This is a genomic window from Paracoccus sp. P2 (genome assembly GCF_046335115.1).
GTDB classification, from domain to species: domain Bacteria; phylum Pseudomonadota; class Alphaproteobacteria; order Rhodobacterales; family Rhodobacteraceae; genus Paracoccus; species Paracoccus pantotrophus.
On the sequence record NZ_JBGOSN010000001.1, the window covers coordinates 135846 to 153320 of the forward strand.

General features: G+C 67.8%; 16 protein-coding genes. 10 read left to right on the forward strand and 6 right to left on the reverse strand.

Going from position 1 to position 17475, the window contains the following annotated elements:
• Positions 1 to 71: 71 nt before the first annotated feature.
• From ACDP63_RS00665 to ACDP63_RS00675, 3 genes are all read right to left on the reverse strand, one after another.
• Complete coding sequence (locus ACDP63_RS00665; RefSeq protein ID WP_024842532.1) at positions 72 to 752, reverse strand: NAD-dependent deacylase; 681 nt, start codon at positions 750 to 752, stop codon at positions 72 to 74.
• 7 nt (positions 753 to 759) lie between these two features.
• Complete coding sequence (locus tag ACDP63_RS00670) at positions 760 to 1065, reverse strand: hypothetical protein (protein WP_409927627.1); 306 nt, start codon at positions 1063 to 1065, stop codon at positions 760 to 762.
• A 167-nt stretch (positions 1066 to 1232) separates the two neighbouring features.
• Positions 1233 to 1418 carry a heavy-metal-associated domain-containing protein gene (locus tag ACDP63_RS00675; protein ID WP_024842534.1) on the reverse strand — a complete coding sequence of 62 codons (186 nt, stop codon included), beginning with the start codon at positions 1416 to 1418 and terminating at the stop codon, positions 1233 to 1235.
• A gap of 115 nt (positions 1419 to 1533) precedes the next feature.
• On the opposite strand from ACDP63_RS00675, the gene ACDP63_RS00680 reads away from it, so the two are divergent.
• The 5 genes from ACDP63_RS00680 (at position 1534) to ACDP63_RS00700 (ending at position 6828) form a co-directional block, all read left to right on the forward strand.
• Positions 1534 to 2439 (forward strand): DMT family transporter, encoded by a 906-nt coding sequence (locus ACDP63_RS00680; protein WP_024842535.1) that lies wholly within the window; start codon positions 1534 to 1536, stop codon positions 2437 to 2439.
• A 41-nt stretch (positions 2440 to 2480) separates the two neighbouring features.
• On the forward strand, positions 2481 to 4280 hold the full coding sequence (gene lepA, locus ACDP63_RS00685; protein WP_024842536.1) for a translation elongation factor 4: 1800 nt from the start codon (positions 2481 to 2483) through the stop codon (positions 4278 to 4280).
• A gap of 51 nt (positions 4281 to 4331) precedes the next feature.
• Positions 4332 to 4835, forward strand: coding sequence for a hypothetical protein (locus ACDP63_RS00690; protein WP_024842537.1), 504 nt, complete (start codon positions 4332 to 4334; stop codon positions 4833 to 4835).
• Complete coding sequence (locus ACDP63_RS00695) at positions 4836 to 5264, forward strand: hypothetical protein (protein WP_024842538.1); 429 nt, start codon at positions 4836 to 4838, stop codon at positions 5262 to 5264.
• Positions 5265 to 5394: 130 nt separating this feature from the next.
• On the forward strand, positions 5395 to 6828 hold the full coding sequence (locus ACDP63_RS00700) for an NAD-dependent succinate-semialdehyde dehydrogenase (protein ID WP_024842539.1): 1434 nt from the start codon (positions 5395 to 5397) through the stop codon (positions 6826 to 6828).
• A 10-nt stretch (positions 6829 to 6838) separates the two neighbouring features.
• On the opposite strand, the gene ACDP63_RS00705 is transcribed toward ACDP63_RS00700, so the two are convergent.
• Positions 6839 to 7417 (reverse strand): cupin domain-containing protein, encoded by a 579-nt coding sequence (locus tag ACDP63_RS00705; protein ID WP_024842540.1) that lies wholly within the window; start codon positions 7415 to 7417, stop codon positions 6839 to 6841.
• Positions 7418 to 7560: 143 nt separating this feature from the next.
• Here ACDP63_RS00705 and gabT point away from each other — a divergent pair, with 143 nt between their 5' ends.
• Entirely contained in the window at positions 7561 to 8841 is a 1281-nt protein-coding gene (gene gabT / locus ACDP63_RS00710; RefSeq protein WP_024842541.1) for a 4-aminobutyrate--2-oxoglutarate transaminase, read from the forward strand.
• 14 nt (positions 8842 to 8855) lie between these two features.
• On the opposite strand, the gene ACDP63_RS00715 is transcribed toward gabT, so the two are convergent.
• Entirely contained in the window at positions 8856 to 9764 is a 909-nt protein-coding gene (locus tag ACDP63_RS00715; protein ID WP_309473515.1) for a LysR family transcriptional regulator, read from the reverse strand.
• 85 nt (positions 9765 to 9849) lie between these two features.
• On the opposite strand from ACDP63_RS00715, the gene ACDP63_RS00720 reads away from it, so the two are divergent.
• On the forward strand, positions 9850 to 11061 hold the full coding sequence (locus ACDP63_RS00720; RefSeq protein ID WP_024842543.1) for an acyl-CoA dehydrogenase: 1212 nt from the start codon (positions 9850 to 9852) through the stop codon (positions 11059 to 11061).
• Entirely contained in the window at positions 11061 to 12206 is a 1146-nt protein-coding gene (locus ACDP63_RS00725; protein ID WP_028709823.1) for a CaiB/BaiF CoA transferase family protein, read from the forward strand. The genes ACDP63_RS00720 and ACDP63_RS00725 overlap by 1 nt, the downstream gene beginning before the upstream one ends.
• Before the next feature lie 3 nt (positions 12207 to 12209).
• Here ACDP63_RS00725 and ACDP63_RS00730 read toward each other — a convergent pair whose 3' ends face one another.
• Positions 12210 to 13166, reverse strand: a complete 957-nt coding sequence (locus ACDP63_RS00730) for a helix-turn-helix domain-containing protein (RefSeq protein ID WP_024842544.1) — start codon at positions 13164 to 13166, stop codon at positions 12210 to 12212.
• A gap of 294 nt (positions 13167 to 13460) precedes the next feature.
• Between ACDP63_RS00730 and ACDP63_RS00735 the strand changes: the two genes are divergently transcribed.
• Entirely contained in the window at positions 13461 to 15209 is a 1749-nt protein-coding gene (locus ACDP63_RS00735) for a hydantoinase B/oxoprolinase family protein (protein WP_024842545.1), read from the forward strand.
• A 94-nt stretch (positions 15210 to 15303) separates the two neighbouring features.
• The gene (locus ACDP63_RS00740) at positions 15304 to 17427 is read left to right on the forward strand and encodes a hydantoinase/oxoprolinase family protein (protein ID WP_024842546.1); all 2124 of its coding nucleotides are present in this window, start codon (positions 15304 to 15306) and stop codon (positions 17425 to 17427) included.
• The last annotated feature ends 48 nt before the right edge of the window (positions 17428 to 17475 follow it).

The following is a 17475-nucleotide window of genomic DNA, read 5'->3' on the forward strand; positions in this document are numbered from 1 at the left end:
CGGCCCCTCGACGGGGCCGGCGCGGCGTTCCCCCAGGATATTTGCACAAGAAAGAAGCCGGAAGGCGGCGCCTAGGGGCAGAGCGCATCCACCCATTGCGGCACCACCTCGGTCGCGGCGCCGAGGCGGCGTTCGGCGAAGTCGCGGCTGACGGCCGAGGCAGCCAGGTTCAGCTCGATGGTATGGGCGCCGTTGCGGCGGGCGTGCTGGGCCAGGCCGGCGGCGGGATAGACCAGGCCCGATGTGCCGATGGCGGCAAAGAGCTCGGCGCTTTCGACCGCCTTCCAGATCCGCTCCATGTGATAGGGGATCTCGCCGAACCAGACGATGTCGGGCCGGGCCAGGGCCTTGCCGCAGGCCGGGCAGGGATCGGGCGGGCGCATCACCAGCGCCGCCGGCCAGCGGTGGCCGCAGCCGGCGCAGAGCGCGCCGAGCAGGCTGCCATGCATGTGGATCACCTCGGCCGAGCCGCCGCGCTCGTGCAGGTCGTCCACGTTCTGCGTGACCAGGGTCAGCTCGTGCCGTTGCGCCAGCCGCGCCAGAGCCCGATGCGCCGCGTTGGGCCGGGCGCGGGCGGCATCGGCGCGGCGCTGGTTGTAGAAGCGATGCACCAGCGCCGGGTCGCGCCGAAAGCCCTCGGGCGTGGCGACGTCCTCGATGCGGTGCTCTTCCCACAGCCCGTCGGTGGCACGGAACGTCCTGATCCCGCTTTCGGCCGAGATGCCTGCCCCCGTCAGCACGGTGATGCGCATCCCCGGCTCAGCGTGCGCAATAGGCCTCGGCCGCGGCGGCGAAATTCTTGTAGCGGGCCCAGAAGGCGTTGTCGGCATCGCTTTTCGACATGCGCACTTCTTGCGCCGCATCGGCGTCGCGGAAGAAGCGCGCCGCGCGGCGCTGGTCCGAGCGCGACAGCGTCTGGTCGGCGACCTGCTGGATGCAGCGACAGGCCTGGCCGTTGCGGGCGCCCCGCTCCGAACGGATGCAGGCGGAATCGATCGGGCCTGCCACGGCGAGCGGCGTGGTCAGCACCACCGTGGCGGCGGCGATCATCAATCGGTTGAACATCTCTGTCTCCTCGGCTCCTGCCACGGCAACGGGGCTGCGCACCCTCTTTCCGCCGCGCTCTTGTCCGGCGGAGCTTAGCAGAAGCCGCCCCTTGCCTCAATTGCGGCGGGGCGGCGCAGGGGGCCAAAGGATGGCGGCCGCGGGGGCGCGCGCCCCAAGATATGCGGTCAGGCCGGTTCGGGCGTATAGCCGGCGTCGCGAATCACCTCGGCCGCGCGGGCGGCATCCAGCCCCTCGACCGTGACGCTGCGGCTGGCGAGGTCGGTCGCGGCCCTGCCGCCCGCCTCGGCCACCGCCTTTTCGATGGCCGCCGTGCAATGGCCGCAGCTCATGTCCTCGACGCGGAATTTCATCGGCCCGTCCTTTCACCCGTTTTTCGTCTGGCCCGGCCTTTCGCTTGTCCGGGAAGCAGCCTATGATCGCGTCGCGGCGCCACGGGCGCAACTCCCCCTCATGAGGCTGCGACCAATGGTCACCGAAAACTTCCGTGGCGCGATCCTGATGGTCGTCTCGATGGTGCTGTTCGCCTTCGAGGACATGTTCATCAAGCTGCTTGCGGCCGAACTGCCCTATGCGCAGGTGCTGGCCCTGATCGGGCTTCTGGGCTTTCTCGCCTTTGGCGCCATGCTGAAGCTCAAGCGCGGGCGGCTGTTCACCCGCGACCTGGTCCGGCCCATCGTGCTGTTTCGCAACCTGGCCGAGGCGGTTGGCTCGATCGGCATCGTCGTGGCGCTGGCGCTGACCGAGCTGTCCTCAACCTCGGCGATCATGCAGGCGCTGCCCCTGGCCATCGTGCTGGGCGCGGCGCTGTTTCTGGGCGAGCCGGTCGGCTGGCGGCGCTGGAGCGCGATCATCGTCGGCTTCCTGGGCGTGCTCTTGGTGATCCGGCCGGGGCTGGCGGGGTTCCAGCCGGTGTCGCTGATGGCGCTGCTGGCGGTGGTGGGGCTGGCGGCGCGCGACATCGCCACCCGCCGCGTGCCGGCGCATATCCATTCCGACCAGCTGGCCGCCTCGGCCTTCTTCGCCATCCTGATCGCCGCGGTGCTGATGGGGCTGGCGCTGGGGCAGGACTTCGTCCTGCCCAGCCCGCGGCAATGGCTGCTGTTGCTGGCCTGCATCACCCTGGGCGTCGGCGGCTATGCGCTGCTGGTCACCGCAACCCGCGTGGGCGAGGCCTCGGCGCTTGCCCCCTATCGCTATGCAAGGCTGGTCTTTGCCCTGATCCTGGCCTTCCTGGTCTTCGGCGAGCGTCCGGATGCGCTGACGCTGACCGGCGCCGCGATCATCGTCGGCTCGGGCTGCTACACCATGTGGCGCGAGGCCGCGCTGCGCCGCCGCCGGCTGCGCGAGGCCGGTTTCGTCACCGCCTCATGAACCCTCTTTCCGCAACGCCAAAGCCCTTGTATAGCCCGGCCATGACCGACCTTGACCTCATCCGCAATTTCTCGATCGTGGCCCATATCGACCACGGCAAATCCACCCTGGCCGACCGCCTGATCCAGCTGACGGGTACGGTCGCCGAACGCGACATGAAGGCCCAGCTGCTCGACAGCATGGATATCGAGCGCGAGCGGGGCATCACCATCAAGGCCAACACCGTGCGCATCGAATACCCCGCGCGAGACGGGCGGACCTATGTGCTGAACCTGATCGACACCCCCGGCCATGTCGACTTCGCCTATGAGGTCAGCCGGTCGATGCGCGCGGTCGAGGGCAGCCTGCTGGTCGTGGACGCGACGCAGGGGGTCGAGGCGCAGACCCTGGCCAATGTCTATCAGGCCATCGACGCCGGGCACGAGATCGTGCCGGTGCTGAACAAGATCGACCTGCCCGCCGCCGAGCCCGACCGCGTCAAGGAACAGATCGAGGACGTGATCGGCATCGACGCCCATGACGCCATCGAGATCTCGGCCAAGACCGGCCTTGGCATCCCCGAGGTGCTGGAGGCCATCGTCACCCGCCTGCCGGCCCCCAAGGGCGACCGCGACGCGCCCTTGAAGGCGATGCTGGTCGATTCGTGGTATGACCCCTATCTGGGCGTCGTGGTGATGATCCGGGTCATGGACGGGGTGATCCGCAAGGGCGACCGCATCCGCATGATGCAGACCAATGCCGTCTACGGCATCGACAAGCTCGCCGTGCTGCGGCCGCAGATGCAGGATATTGCCGAGCTGGGGCCGGGCGAGATCGGCGTTTTGACCGCCTCGATCAAGCAGGTGCGCGACACCCGCGTCGGCGACACCATCACGCATGAGCGCAAGGGCACCGACAAGCCGTTGCCGGGCTTCAAGCCGGCGCAGCCGGTGGTGTTCTGCGGCCTCTTTCCGGTCGATGCCAATGATTTCGAGGCGCTGCGCGACGCCATCGAGAAGCTGGCGCTGAACGATGCCAGCTTCTCCTACGAGATGGAGACCTCGGCCGCGCTGGGGTTCGGCTTCCGCTGCGGCTTCCTGGGCCTTCTGCACCTCGAGGTGATCCGCGACCGGCTGGAGCGCGAATACGACCTGGACCTGATCACCACCGCGCCCTCGGTGGTGTTCCGGCTGCACATGCGCGACGGCGAGGTGCGCGAGCTGCACAACCCCGCCGACATGCCCGACCTGACGCTGATCGACCATATCGAGGAGCCGCGCATCAAGGCCACGATCATGGTGCCCGACGAATACCTGGGCGACGTGCTGAAGCTTTGCCAGGACCGCCGCGGCATCCAGATGGACCTGACCTATGCCGGCAACCGGGCGATGGTGGTCTATGACCTGCCGCTGGCCGAGGTGGTCTTCGATTTCTACGACCGGCTGAAATCCGTGACCAAGGGCTATGCCAGCTTCGATTACCAGATCAGCGAATATCGCGAGGATTATCTGGTCAAGATGTCGATCCTGGTGAATGACGAGCCGGTGGACGCGCTGGCGATCATGGTCCACCGCGACCGTGCCGAAAGCCGCGGCCGGGCGATGGTGGAAAAGCTGAAGGAGCTGATCCCGCGCCACATGTTCAAGATCCCGATCCAGGCCGCCATCGGCAGCCGGGTGATCGCGCGCGAGACGCTTTCGGCGCTGCGCAAGGACGTGACGGCGAAATGCTATGGCGGCGATGCGACGCGCAAGAAGAAGCTCTTGGAAAAGCAAAAGGCCGGCAAGAAGAAGATGCGCCAGTTCGGCAAGGTCGAGATCCCGCAGACGGCATTCATCCAGGCATTGAAGATGGACGGATGACACATCCCCCGGGTTGTGGCAGCATGGATGCGCGCCACATCGGGGAATGGTATGCGGGTTGCCTTCGTTTTACTGGCGGTTTCTTTCCTGGGCACGGGGGCCTTCGCCCAGGACGGAGACGAGTTCGGCTTCCCGGTCCCGATTGATGTGCAGACCCGGCGGCAGTTGCTGAGCGAAGCTTTTCCGCAGGTCGATAACAGCCTGAAAAAGCTGGACAGCCTGATCAGGTATCGCCGGGATCTGGAGCTTTACCGAGTCACGCATCTCGAGGCGTTCAACGAGGCGATAGAGCAGATCTGCCGCGATCTGCTTATTGTCGAGGCCAGGGTGAGTGCGGCCGCCGGCAGGGGCGACCTTTCCCCGAACGAGAAAGGCAATTACGACCGCCGGATCGCCGAGGAACGCGGGCAATGTTCGGTCTCGAACAAGGCTTCCAGCCGGTATTATCGGCTTTACGATCAGTTCATGGGCATTTATCGCGACGAGGCCGCCAGTTCCAGGGATCGCCTGCATAGTTGCTATGCCAGCGATCCTTGCCGCCTGGGGCAGGGTTAGATGCTGCTGGACTGGAGCAACGTCGTCTCTCGGGCCCAGCTTTCGCTTTTCAATTTCCTTTTGGCGCTTTCGGACCTGCTGCCTGCCATATTCTTCGCGATCACCTTTCCGCTGGTCCTGCTGCTTTTCATCCGCTTCGATGAAGGGGAAAAGGTTCTCGCGCCGTTCGAACTGACATTCTTTTCCTTTATCGGGCTACTGGTCGCCTATCTGACCTATCTGAGCAAGGATACCTTGCTGGAAAACCTGCTGCCGTCCTTTGTCGTGATCCTGGCCTTCTTCTTTCAGCTGTTCGGTCGGACGAAATCCGGGGCAGAGGTGCCCCTGGGAACCAAGATGACGCTGGCGGCCGGGATCGTCACCGTCGGCTCGTTCATCATCGGCTCGCGCTTCTTCAACCTGCTGTTCGGCGGCGGTGGGGGAGGCTAGGGCCGGGCTCCGGCCGATGCGCAATCATGCAGAAAGCCTGCGTTCAGGATATTGAGCAATTGGATTGAAAACCGCCCGGCCTTGCCCTATGACCGGACCGGCCGACGGCCGATTCCAGCAGGGGGACAGGATGAGCTATCCGAACACGCAGCTTTTCATCGACGGAATCTGGCGTCCGGCGCAGGACGGGCGCAGCCTGCCGGTTCTGAACCCGGCCACCGGCGCCGAGATCGGCCGCGTCGCCCATGCCGGCCTCGCCGACCTGGATCAGGCGCTGGCCGCCGCCGACCGCGCCTTTGCGGAATGGCGGCGCAGTTCGCCGCTGCACCGCTCGGACCTGATGCGCAAGGCGGCGGCGCTCTTGCGCGAGCGCGCCGAGCCCATCGCCGCGCTGATGGTCGCCGAACAGGGCAAGCCGCTGGCCCAGGCGCGGACCGAGACCCTGGCCGGGGCCGAGATCATCGAATGGTTCGCCGAAGAGGCGCGCCGCAGCTATGGCCAGGTCATCCCGCCCCGCGTGCCGGGTGTCACCCAGCTGACGGTCAAGGAGCCGCTGGGCCCGGTCGCCGCCTTCACGCCGTGGAATTTCCCGATCAATCAGGCGGTTCGCAAGGTTTCCGCCGCGCTGGCGGCGGGCTGCACCATCATCGTCAAGGCGCCCGAGGAAACTCCGGCCTCGCCGGCCGAACTGATCCGCTGCTTTGCCGATGCCGGGGTGCCGGCGGGGGTGGTGAACCTGGTCTATGGCGACCCGGCCGAAATCTCGGGCTACCTGATCCCGCATCCGGTGATCCGCAAGGTGTCCTTCACCGGCTCGACGGCGGTGGGCAAGCAGCTGGCGGCGCTGGCGGGGCTGCACATGAAGCCCGCCACCATGGAGCTGGGCGGCCATGCGCCGGTACTGGTCTTCGACGATGCCGATGTCGATGCGGCGGTGGCGGCCATGGCGGCCGCGAAACTGCGCAATGCCGGGCAGGTCTGCATCTCGCCCACCCGCTTCCTGGTGCAAGAGGCGGTGGCAGACCGCTTCACCGAAGGTTTCACCGCCGCACTGGCTGCCGCCAAGGTCGGGCCGGGCATGGACCCGGACAGCGCCATGGGGCCGCTGGCCAACGAGCGCCGCATCCCCGCCATCGAGCGGCTGATCCGCGACGCGCTGGACCGCGGCGCGCGGCTGGCGACCGGCGGGGCGCGGATCGGCAACGAGGGCTGGTTCTTTGCCCCGACCGTGCTGACCGACGTGCCGGCGGATGCGGCGGTGATGAACGAGGAGCCCTTCGGCCCCATCGCCGTGGTCAACCGGTTTCGCAGCGACGACGAAGCCTTTGCCGAGGCGAACCGGCTGCCCTATGGCTTGGCCAGCTATGCCTGGACGGGCAGTTCGGCCCGCGCGCAGCGGTTGCAGGATGAAATCCAGGCCGGAATGCTGACCATCAACCATATCGGCCTGTCGCTGCCGGAATTGCCCTTTGGCGGCATCGGCGATTCCGGCATGGGGACCGAGGGCGGTTCCGAGGCGATCGGCGCCTATCTGCAGACCCGCTTCGTCACCCGCAAGGGTTAGAAATCAGGGGCTAGAGATAGGGCGGCGTGCAGGCGCTGACCACCACCGCCTCGCGGTCCGAGATGTTGCGGAAGCGGTGCGGCTGGGTCGAGGCGAAGAGGTAGCTGTCCCCCGCCTTCAGCACCCGGCTCTGGTCGGCCACGATCAGCTCGATCTCGCCGGCGATGACGATGCCGCCCTCGCTGCCGTGATGGGCCAGCATGGTCTCGCCGGTATCGGCGCCCGGCTCATAGCGTTCGTGCAAGATTTGCAGGTTGTGCAGCCGCGCGTCGCCGACCTGGCGCAGGGTCATGCGCCCGACCGGCCCCTGCGCGGCGGAATAAAGCCGCGAGGTCAGGTCGCGCAACTCGGCCGGGGTGAAGAAGGGTTGCGGGCTTTGCGGCAGGTCGGGCTCGAAGAACTCGGACATGGTGACGCCCAGCCCGCCAAGGATCTTGCGCAGCGAGGCGACCGAGGGGCTGGAGCGCCCGGTCTCGATCATCGAGATCTGGCCATGCGGTACGCCCGAAGCCTCGGCCAGCTGCCGCTGCGACATGTTTGCCGCGCTGCGCAGCTCTTTCAGCCGCGCGCCCACGTCGAAATCGCTCATCCTTGCCCCGATGCCGTTTTGCGGCAGGTTAGCAGGGCCGGGGGTTGCGCACCAGTTCCGCATCTTGCCGCAGATCGAAGAAAGTCATTGCTCAAGATATTGAGCGTCGTGTAAGCCGATTCCATCAGCATGGAGGTCTGCACATGGAATCGAAGCAGTTGATCGAGCGGCGCAAGGCGGCGGTGGCGCGGGGTGTCGGCACGCGGGACATCTATGCCGTCCGGGCCGAGAATGCCGAGCTTTGGACCGCCGAGGGCCGGCGGATGCTGGATTTCGCCGCCGGCATCGCGGTGAACAACACCGGCCATCGCCATCCCAAGGTGATCGAGGCGGTCCAGCGCCAGATGCAGGACTTCACCCATACCTGCTTCCATGTCGCGCCCTATGAATCCTATGTCGCCCTGGCCGAGCGGCTGAACGCGCTGACCCCCGGCGATTTCGCGAAAAAGACCATGTTCGCCACCACCGGCGCCGAGGCGGTCGAGAATGCGGTGAAGATGGCGCGGGCCTTTACCGGGCGCTCGGGCGTGATCGCCTTCAACGGCGCCTTCCATGGCCGCACGCTTCTGGGCATGGCGCTGACCGGCAAGGTGGCGCCCTACAAGGCCGGTTTCGGCGCCATGCCGCCCGAGATTCATCACGCGATCTTCCCCAACGCCATGGCGGGCGTGTCGGTCGCGCAGGCCGTCGCGCATCTGGAGACGCTGCTGGCCTCGTCCATCGACCCCCGGCGGGTGGCGGCGATCATCGTCGAGCCGGTGCAGGGCGAGGGCGGCTTCAACGTCGCGCCGCCCGAGTTCCTGGCTGCGCTGCGCCGCATCTGCGACAGCCACGGCATCGTGCTGATCGGCGACGAGATCCAGGCCGGCATGGCCCGCACCGGCCGCATGTTCGGGTTCCAGCATTCCGGCGTCGCGCCCGACCTGGTGACCATGGCCAAAGGGCTGGCCGGGGGCTTTCCGCTGTCCGCCGTCACCGGCCGGGCCGAGATCGTGGACGCGCCCGCGCCGGGCGGGCTGGGCGGCACCTATGCCGGCAACCCGCTGGCCATCGCCGCCGCGCTGGCGGTGCTGGAGGTGATCGAGGACGAAGACCTTTGCGCCCGCGCCGAGGAAATCGGCTCGGCCATCCGCTCGCGCCTGCAAAAGCTGGCCGAACGCTTCTCGGCCATCGGCGACGTGCGCGGGCTTGGCGCGATGAACGCTTTCGAGCTGGTGCAGCCCGGCGACCGCAGCCAGCCCGACGCGCAACTGACCGCCGCCATCGTGGCCGAGGCCGAGGCGCGCGGGCTGATCCTGCTGTCCTGCGGTACGCGCTACAACGTCATCCGCCTGCTGCCGCCGCTGACCATTCCCGACGCGCAGCTGTCCGAGGCGCTGGCGATCCTGGAAGCGGCCATCGAGGCGGCGCTGGTCCCGGCCTGAAGGCGGGACGGTCCCTATCCCATGCCGTCCCGCGCCATGCGGGCGGCGATCCAGTCGCGAAAGGCCGCCAGCGGCTTCAACCCTGCCTTGCGCGCCGGCCAGGCCAGCCAATAGGCGCCGCTGCCCGGCACGCCCTGCCGCAGCACCGGCGCCAGCCGGCCCTCGGCGATCTCGACCCGGGCCAGGTAATCGGGCAGCAGCGCGATCCCCAGCCCCGAGATCGCCGCCTGGATCATCATCGAGAACTGGTCCATCATCATCCCGTCCAGCGGCGCCGGCGGCTCGGCGCCCTGGCCCCGGAACCATGCCTGCCAGGCGTCCGGGCGGGTCGGCAATTGCAGCAGCACCATTCCGGCCAGATCGGCGGGCGCGGCCACCGGCCTTCGTGCCAGCAGATCGGGCGCGGCGCAGGCGGTCAGCCTTTCGTCGAACAGCTTCAGGTGCTCGGCCCCCGGCCAGTTGTCCCGGCCGTAAAAGATCATCGCGTCAAAGGGCTCTTCGTCGAAGCTGAAGCGACGGAAGCGGGTCGTCAGGTTGATCGACACCCCCGGATGGGCCGACAGGAAATCCGGCAGCCGCGGCGCCAGCCAGCGCGTGGCAAAGGTCGGCAGCACCGCAAGGTCCAGGCTGCCGCCGTCGGGATTGGCGATCAGCGACATGCTGCCGCGCTGGATCAGGTCGAGCGCGGCGGAAATGTCGCGGAAATACCGCTCGGCCGCCTCGGTCGGGGTCAGGCGCTTCTTGTGGCGGATGAACAACTCCTGCCCCAATTGCGCCTCCAGGCTTTGCAGCAGCCGGCTGACCGTGCTTTGCGTCAGCCCCAGGTCCTGCGCCGCGCCGGTGACCGAGCCGGTGCGCATCACCGCATCGAAGGCCAGCAGCAGGCTGAGGTTCGGAAGAAAGCGCCTTTGCCGCAAGAACATTCACCCCATGCATGAAGTAATGAGGATTATCCATTTTCCGGCCCGGTTTGAAAGCGGTAATGAATGATCCGACAAGCATCAGCGCATGAGGCATGACGTGACGACGAAATCGCACAAGGGCAGCCCTTTCTCGTGGTCCGACCCGTTCCTGCTTGAGGATCAGCTGACCGAGGAAGAGCGGATGATCCGCGACACCGCCGCGGCCTTTGCCGCCGACCGGCTGGCGCCGCGCGTCGAGGCCGCCTATCTGAACGAGGAAACCGATCCCGAGATATTCCGCGAGATGGGCGCCTCGGGCCTGCTGGGCGTCACCGTGGACGAGGCCTATGGCGGCGTCGGCGCCTCTTACGTCGCCTATGGGCTGGTCGCGCGCGAGATCGAGCGCATCGATTCGGGCTATCGCTCGATGGCCTCGGTGCAGAGCTCGCTGGTGATGTTCCCGATCGAGGCCTATGGCAGCGAGGCGCAGAAGCAGAAATACCTGCCGAAACTGGCCTCGGGCGAGTTCATCGGCTGCTTCGGCCTGACCGAGCCGGACGCGGGCTCCGACCCCGCCGGGATGCGCACCGTGGCCCGCAAGACCCAGGGCGGCTATGTGCTGAACGGGTCCAAGATGTGGATCTCGAACGCGCCCATCGCCGATGTCTTCGTGGTCTGGGCCAAGTCCGAGGCGCATGGCGGCAAGGTGCGCGGCTTCGTGCTGGACAAGGGCACGCCCGGCCTTTCGGCGCCCAAGATCGAGGGCAAGCTGAGCCTGCGCGCCTCGATCACCGGCGAGATCGTGATGGAGAATGTCGAGGTTGGCGAGGACGCGCTGCTTCCGAATATCGAGGGCATGGGCGGTCCCTTCGGCTGTCTGAACCGCGCGCGCTATGGCATTTCCTGGGGCGCGATGGGCGCGGCCGAGGATTGCTGGTTCCGCGCCCGGCAATACGGGCTGGATCGCCACCAGTTCAACCGCCCGCTGGCCGCGACGCAGCTTTACCAGAAAAAGCTCGCCGACATGCAGACCGAGATCGCCCTGGGCCTGCAAGCCAGCCTGCGGGTCGGGCGGCTTTTCGACGAGGGCAAGTTCGCGCCCGAGATGATCTCCATCGTCAAGCGCAACAATTGCGGCAAGGCGCTGGAGATCGCCCGCCAGGCCCGCGACATGCATGGCGGCAACGGCATCCAGATCGGCTATCACGTCATGCGGCACGCGCAGAACCTGGAGACGGTGAACACCTATGAGGGCACGCATGACGTGCATGCGCTGATCCTGGGCCGGGCGCAGACCGGCATCCAGGCGTTCGCGTGATGGATCAGCCGGCGCTGAAGGGGCTGCGCGTCGTCGAACTGGCGCGCATCCTTGCCGGGCCGTGGATCGGCCAGACGCTGGCCGATCTGGGCGCCGAGGTGATCAAGGTCGAGGCGCCCGAGGGCGACGACACCCGCCGCTGGGGCCCGCCCTTCATCGAGCGGCCGCGTGCAGACGGCACCACCGAACGGGTCGCGGCCTATTTCCACGCCGCCAATCGCGGCAAGCGTTCCGTCACCTGCGACTTCAATGACCCCGCCGACCTGGAGCGGCTGCGGGCGCTGATCGACCAGGCCGATGTGGTGATCGAGAATTTCAAGCTGGGCGGATTGCGCAAGTTCGGGCTGGACTACCAGACGCTTTCGGCGCGCAATCCGCGGTTGGTCTATGCCTCGATCACCGGCTTCGGGCAGGACGGGCCGCGCGCGGCGCAGCCGGGCTATGATTTCCTGATCCAGGGCATGTCGGGCATCATGGACCTGACCGGCGATCCGCAGGGCGAGCCGCAAAAGGTCGGCGTGGCCTGGATCGACATCTTCACCGGCCTTTACGGGGTGATCGCCGTGCAGGCCGCGCTGGCCGAGCGGGCGCGGTCGGGTCTGGGCCAGCATCTGGACCTGTCGCTTCTGGATTGCGGGGTGGCGGTTCTGGCCAATCAGGCAACGAATTACCTGCTGGGCGGCGCGGTGCCGCATCGGCTGGGCAATGCGCATCCGAATATCGTGCCCTATCAGCTTTTCCCGGCCTCGGACGGGCATCTGATCGTCGCCTGCGGCAACGACCGGCAATTCGCGGCGCTGTGCCGGGTGCTGGAAATGCCCGAGCTGGCGGCAGAGCCGGATTTTGCCACCAACCCCGCCCGGGTGGCGAACCGCGCGCGGCTGGTGCCGCTGCTGACGCAGGCCACATCCCGCTTTACCCGCGCCGCGCTGATCGCTGCGCTGGAAGGGGCGGGGGTGCCCGCGGGCCCGGTCAACGACGTGGCCGAGGCCCTGGCCGAACCGCAGGTGCAGGTGCGCGGCCTGCGCATCGCGCCCGAGGGCATCGCCGGGCTGCGCAGCCCGCTGCGCTTCTCGCGCAGCCCGCTGGTGACGGAACGCGCGGCCCCGGCGCTTGGCGAGGGCGACTGGCGCTTTCAGGGCTGAACCCTAGCCCTGCCGCCCCGCGCGGCAGGCGGCGCGATAGCCGCTGGGGGTCTGGCCGAACATCGCCCGGAACAGCCGCGAGAACTGCGCCTGGTCGCTGAAGCCGAAGCGATAGGCGACGGCGGCCAGCGACAGGTCGCCCGGCATCTGCAGCATGTCCCGCGCCGCCTTCAGCCGCGCCTCGCGGATGAATTGCGCCACCGTGGTCCCGGTATCGCCGAACAGGTCGTGCAGATAGCGTTTCGAGATGCCGCAGGCCGCCGCCACCGTCTCGGGCGACAGGGCCGGATCGGTCAGGCTGCGCAGGATCGCGTCCTGCGCGCGCTTCAGATGCGCGGCGCGGACCGCCGTGGCGGCGCCGCCGTCGGTTTCCGCCTGCCGGTCCAGCGCCAGCGCCAGCAACTCGATCAGGTGCCGGCCCAGCACCTCTGCCGCCGCGGAATCGGCGGGCATGGCATGGGCGCGGCGCACCGTCTCGGCGAACAGACCGCCCAAGCCCTCGCGCCCGTCGAAGACCGTGGCGCAAAGCCGGTCCGGCTGGCGCAGCCTTTCGGCCAGCGCGCTGCGGGCGATCTTCATCACCAGCAGGTCGTTGCGCGCCTGATAGGCGAAGCGATAGGGCTCGTCGCCGCGCTCGACGATGAAGCCGCCGGGGGCGCAGGTGATGTCGCGGCCCAGCTGGCGAAACAGCACCGGCGCCAGGCTGGGAATGGTGACCAGGTATTCCTCGGCCTCGCCCTGCCGGATCAGGCCGGGCACCCGCTCATAGCGCGCCGGCTCGGTGCGCAGCCGCGACAGCGACACTTGCCCCATGCCGCGCCGTTCCAGCCGGCCCTGGAAGGTGGCGGGGTCGCGATAGCTCAGCTGCAGCGGAAAATAGGTATCCGCGATGATGGCCGACCAATGCGCCGCGCGCTCGGGCGGCGCGGCCGCGGCGGTGCTGTAGCTTTCCAGGGTCATGATGCGCCTCCCCGCATCGGTTCCGCGATTCGTAGCGCGCCGCGAGCAATCGGGCAAAAGAAAACGTGCGCGCGGGGCAGGCGCCAGATCCTGCCGCATGGATCGGCAGGGCTGCGCCCAGCGACAAGTTTCTCCGCACCCAGCGCCAAGACCGGGCGCCGCTGCCGCCGCACCATGGTCCAACCGAAAAGATGCCGCGCCAGGCGGCACGCCGCAGGGAGAAAAGACCATGAACCAGCCGTTTCCCGGCTGCCCTGCCCGTGCGCGCCCATGCGGCCCAGACAGGGAAATGCCATGACCAGACCCAAACCCGACCCCATCACGCTTTCGGTGGTGCGCGGCGTGCTCGAGACCACGCAGCGCGAGATGACGCTGACGCTGGAACAGACCGCCCGCAGCTCGGTCTTCAACCTCGCGCATGATTATTCGACCGCGCTCTTCAACCACACGCCCGAGATGATCCTGCAGGGCCAGGACATCCCCATCCACCTCGGCAGCCTGATCCCGGCGATGAAATCGGTGGCGAAATTCTTTCAGGGCGACATCCACGAGGGCGACCTGATCCTGCACAACGATCCGGCCCATGGCGGCAGCCATATCATCGACACCTGCATGTATTACCCGGTCTTCTACCAGGGCGAGCTGGTGTTCTGGACCGTTTGCAAGGGCCACCTGACCGATATCGGCGGCCCGGTGCCCGCCGGCTACAACCCCAACGCGACCGAGATCTATGCCGAGGGGCTGCGCATCCCGCCGGTCAAGCTCTGGGATCGCGGCAGACCGCGCCATGACGTGATGAACCTGATCCTGACCAATATGCGCGCGCGCCGCGACCAGGAGGGCGATTTCAATGCCCTGATCGGCGCCTGCCAGGTCGGCGCCCGCAACCTGGTCCGGCTGATGGACAAATATGGCAAGCAGGTGGTGCAGGACTGCATCGCCGAGCTGCTGGACATGGCCGAGGCGCATATGCGCAAGCTCATCGCCCAGGTTCCCGACGGCACCTATACCGGCACGGCGGTGCTCGAGGATGCGGGCCACGGCTTCGGCGACATGGACATCACCGCCACGGTGACGATCCGGGGCGACGGCTGCCACATCGCCATCAGCTCGCCGCCGCAGGTGCCCTATTTCATCAACAGCTACGAAGGCAACAGCCATTCCGGCGTCTATCTGGGGCTGATGATGTTCGCGCAGCTCCCGCCGCCCTATAACGAGGGGCTCTATCGCTGCGTGACCACCGACATGGGGCCCCGGGGCACGCTCTGCAACGCGAAATCCCCCGCGCCGCACATGAACTGCACCACCACGCCGATGGAGACGCTGACCGACGCGGTGCGGCTGGCCTTCGAGCAGGCGGCGCCGGCCAAGGTCTCGGCCAGCTGGGGCCATGCCAATGGCTGCAACATCGCCGGCTGGGACAAGCGGCATGACGAGGAATACGTGACCATGGTGCTGGCCTCGATCATCTCGGGGGCAGGGGCCACGGCCAGCCAGGACGGCTGGCATGCCTGCGGTCCGGAATGCTGCTTCGGCGCGCTGACCTCGGGCGATATCGAGATGCTGGAGCACAGCTATCCGATCATCATCCACCGCTATTCGCTGATGCAGGATTCGGGCGGCGCCGGCCAGTTCCGCGGCGGCTCGGGCACCTGCTGGGAGGTCGAGCCGCTGGACAGCCCGATGACGCTCGTCACCTTCGGCGAGGGCCGCCGCATCCCGGCCATGGGCGCGGCCGGCGCCCGTTCCACCCTGATCCCGCCCAAGGTCGGCCGGCTGGAAGTGACGCGGGGCGGCGAGACGCAGGTCATCACCGAAAACGTCATCGAGACCATCCAGCCCGGCGAGCGCGCCGCGAACCGCAATCCCGGCGGCGGCGGCTACGGCGACCCCTATGCCCGCCCGGTCGAGAAGGTGGTCGAGGATGTCAGGAACGGCCTCGTCAGCCTCGAGGGCGCGCGGCTCGACTATGGCGTCGTCATCGCCGATGCCGCGACCCTCACCGTCGATCACGCCGCCACCGCCGCCCTGCGCGCCGCCTAAGGCTTTCGCCGTTTTCCAAATACCCCGCGGGGGTCCGGGGGCGCGAAGCCCCCGGCGCCGGACCCGCGAACCGCAGCCAAAGATGGAACCCGCCATGAAACACCAATATCGCCTTGGCATCGACGCCGGCGGCACCTTCACCGATTTCATCCTCGCCGACCGCGAGGGGGGCTTGCGCATCTTCAAGGCGCTCTCCACCCCGCAGGATCCGACCCTGGCCATCAGGAACGGCCTGGCCGTGATCGAGGAGGAGACGGGCATCGCCCCGCGCGACCTCGTCTCGAACGCCGACCTGTGCATCAACGGCACCACGGTCGGGCTCAATGCGCTGATCACCCATAGCGGCGCCAGGACCGGGCTGATCGCCACCAAGGGCCACGAGGACAGCATCGAGATCCGCCTCGGCCACAAGGAGGACGGCTATCGCTACGACCCGGACTATCCGCCCGCGACCATGCTGGTGCCGCGCTACCTGCGGCGCGGAATCAGCGAACGGGTGATCTCGACCGGCGCCGTCCGCACGCCGCTGAACGAAGACGAGGTGCGCGAGGCCTGCCGGCATTTCCTGCGCGAGGGTGTCGAATCGGTCGCCATCAGCTTCGTCTGGTCGGTACTGCACCCCGATCACGAACTCCGCGCCGCCCAGATCGTGCGCGAGATGATGCCGGGCGTGCCGCTGACCCTCGGCAGCCAGCTCTATCCGCAGCTGCGCGAATATACCCGCACCTCGACCGCGGTGGTGAACGCCTATCTGGCGCCGATCCTGTCGCGCTATGTGCAGGCGGTGGACGGCTATTTCCAAGGCCTCGGCGCGCGCCAGCCGGTGCGCTATTTCCAGTCGAACGGCGGGCTGGCGCTGGGGTCGGTGGTCTCGGACCAGTCGGTCTATGCGATCAATTCCGGCCCCGCCTCGGCGCCGCGCGCGGCGCTCTATCTGGGCGAGCCCTACGGGCTTTCGGACATCATCACCGTCGACATGGGCGGCACCAGCTTCGACATCACCCTGACCCGCGACGGCCAGGCCAATGTGTCGAAGAACATCGACTTCCTGCGCTATCGCATCGGCATCCCGATGATCCAGGTGGAGACCCTGGGGGCGGGCGGCGGATCGATCGGCTGGATCGACTCGATGGGGCTGATGCAGATGGGGCCGCAATCGGCGGGCTCGGAACCCGGCCCGGCCTGCTACGGCAAGGGCGGCGAGAGGCCGACGACGACCGATGCGAACCTGGTGCTGGGCTACCTGAATCCCGAGGGCCTGGTCGGCGGCCGCCTGCCGCTCAGCGTCGAGAAGGCGCGCGAGGCGATCCGCAAGCATCTGGCCGAGCCCCTGGGCATCAGCGTCGAGACCGCGGCCTACGGCATGTTCACCATCGTCAACAACAACATGGTGAATGCGATCCGCCGCGTCTCGGTCGAGCGCGGCTACGATCCGCGCGACTTCGTGCTGAACTGCGCCGGCGGCGCCACGGGCGCGCATATCACGGCGCTGGCGCGCGAGATGGGCATCGGCAAGGTGCTGGTTTCCAAGCTCGCCTCGGGGCTTTGCGCCTTCGGGCAGATCATCTCGGACGTGAAATACAACTACATGGCCCCCATAGCCGCGCGGCTGGAAGGGGCCGAGGCGGCCAAGCGGCTGGACGAGACCTTCGCCCGGCTCGAGGACAAGGGCCGCGCCGACCTGCTGGCCGATGATTTCGCGCCCGACCGGATCGGCATCCGCCGCAGCCTGGACATGCGCTATGTCGGGCAGGTGCATGAATGCACGGTCAGCGTCGATCCCTTCCCGATCGACGAGGCGGCGCTGGAACGCCTCAAGGCCGCCTTCCACGCCCGCCACGAAGAGCTTTACACCTATGCCGAGCCGCACAGCCCGGTCGAGGTGGTGAACGTGGAAAGCGCCATCTCGGGCGCGGTCGAGCGGCCGGCGCGGATGCGCATCGCGCAGGGCGCAGGCGCGCATGCGGCGCTGTCGGGCACGCGCGAGATGATCTTCGACGCCTCGGGCCGCAAGCACGAGACCCCGGTTTATGACGGCGCGAAGCTGGGCGCGGGCGACGTCGTCACCGGCCCGGCGGTCATCCAGGAGGTGACGACCACCATCGTCATCGAGCCGGGCTGGGTCGCCGAACTGGACCAGAACGGCGTCTATGTCGTGACCGTGGCCAGCGCCGCCGGCGCTGCGCCCGAAAGGGCCGCGGCATTGGCCGAGGCCTGACCAAGGCCGGGCGGGGCCGCGCCAGGCCCCGCCCATCCGGAACCAATC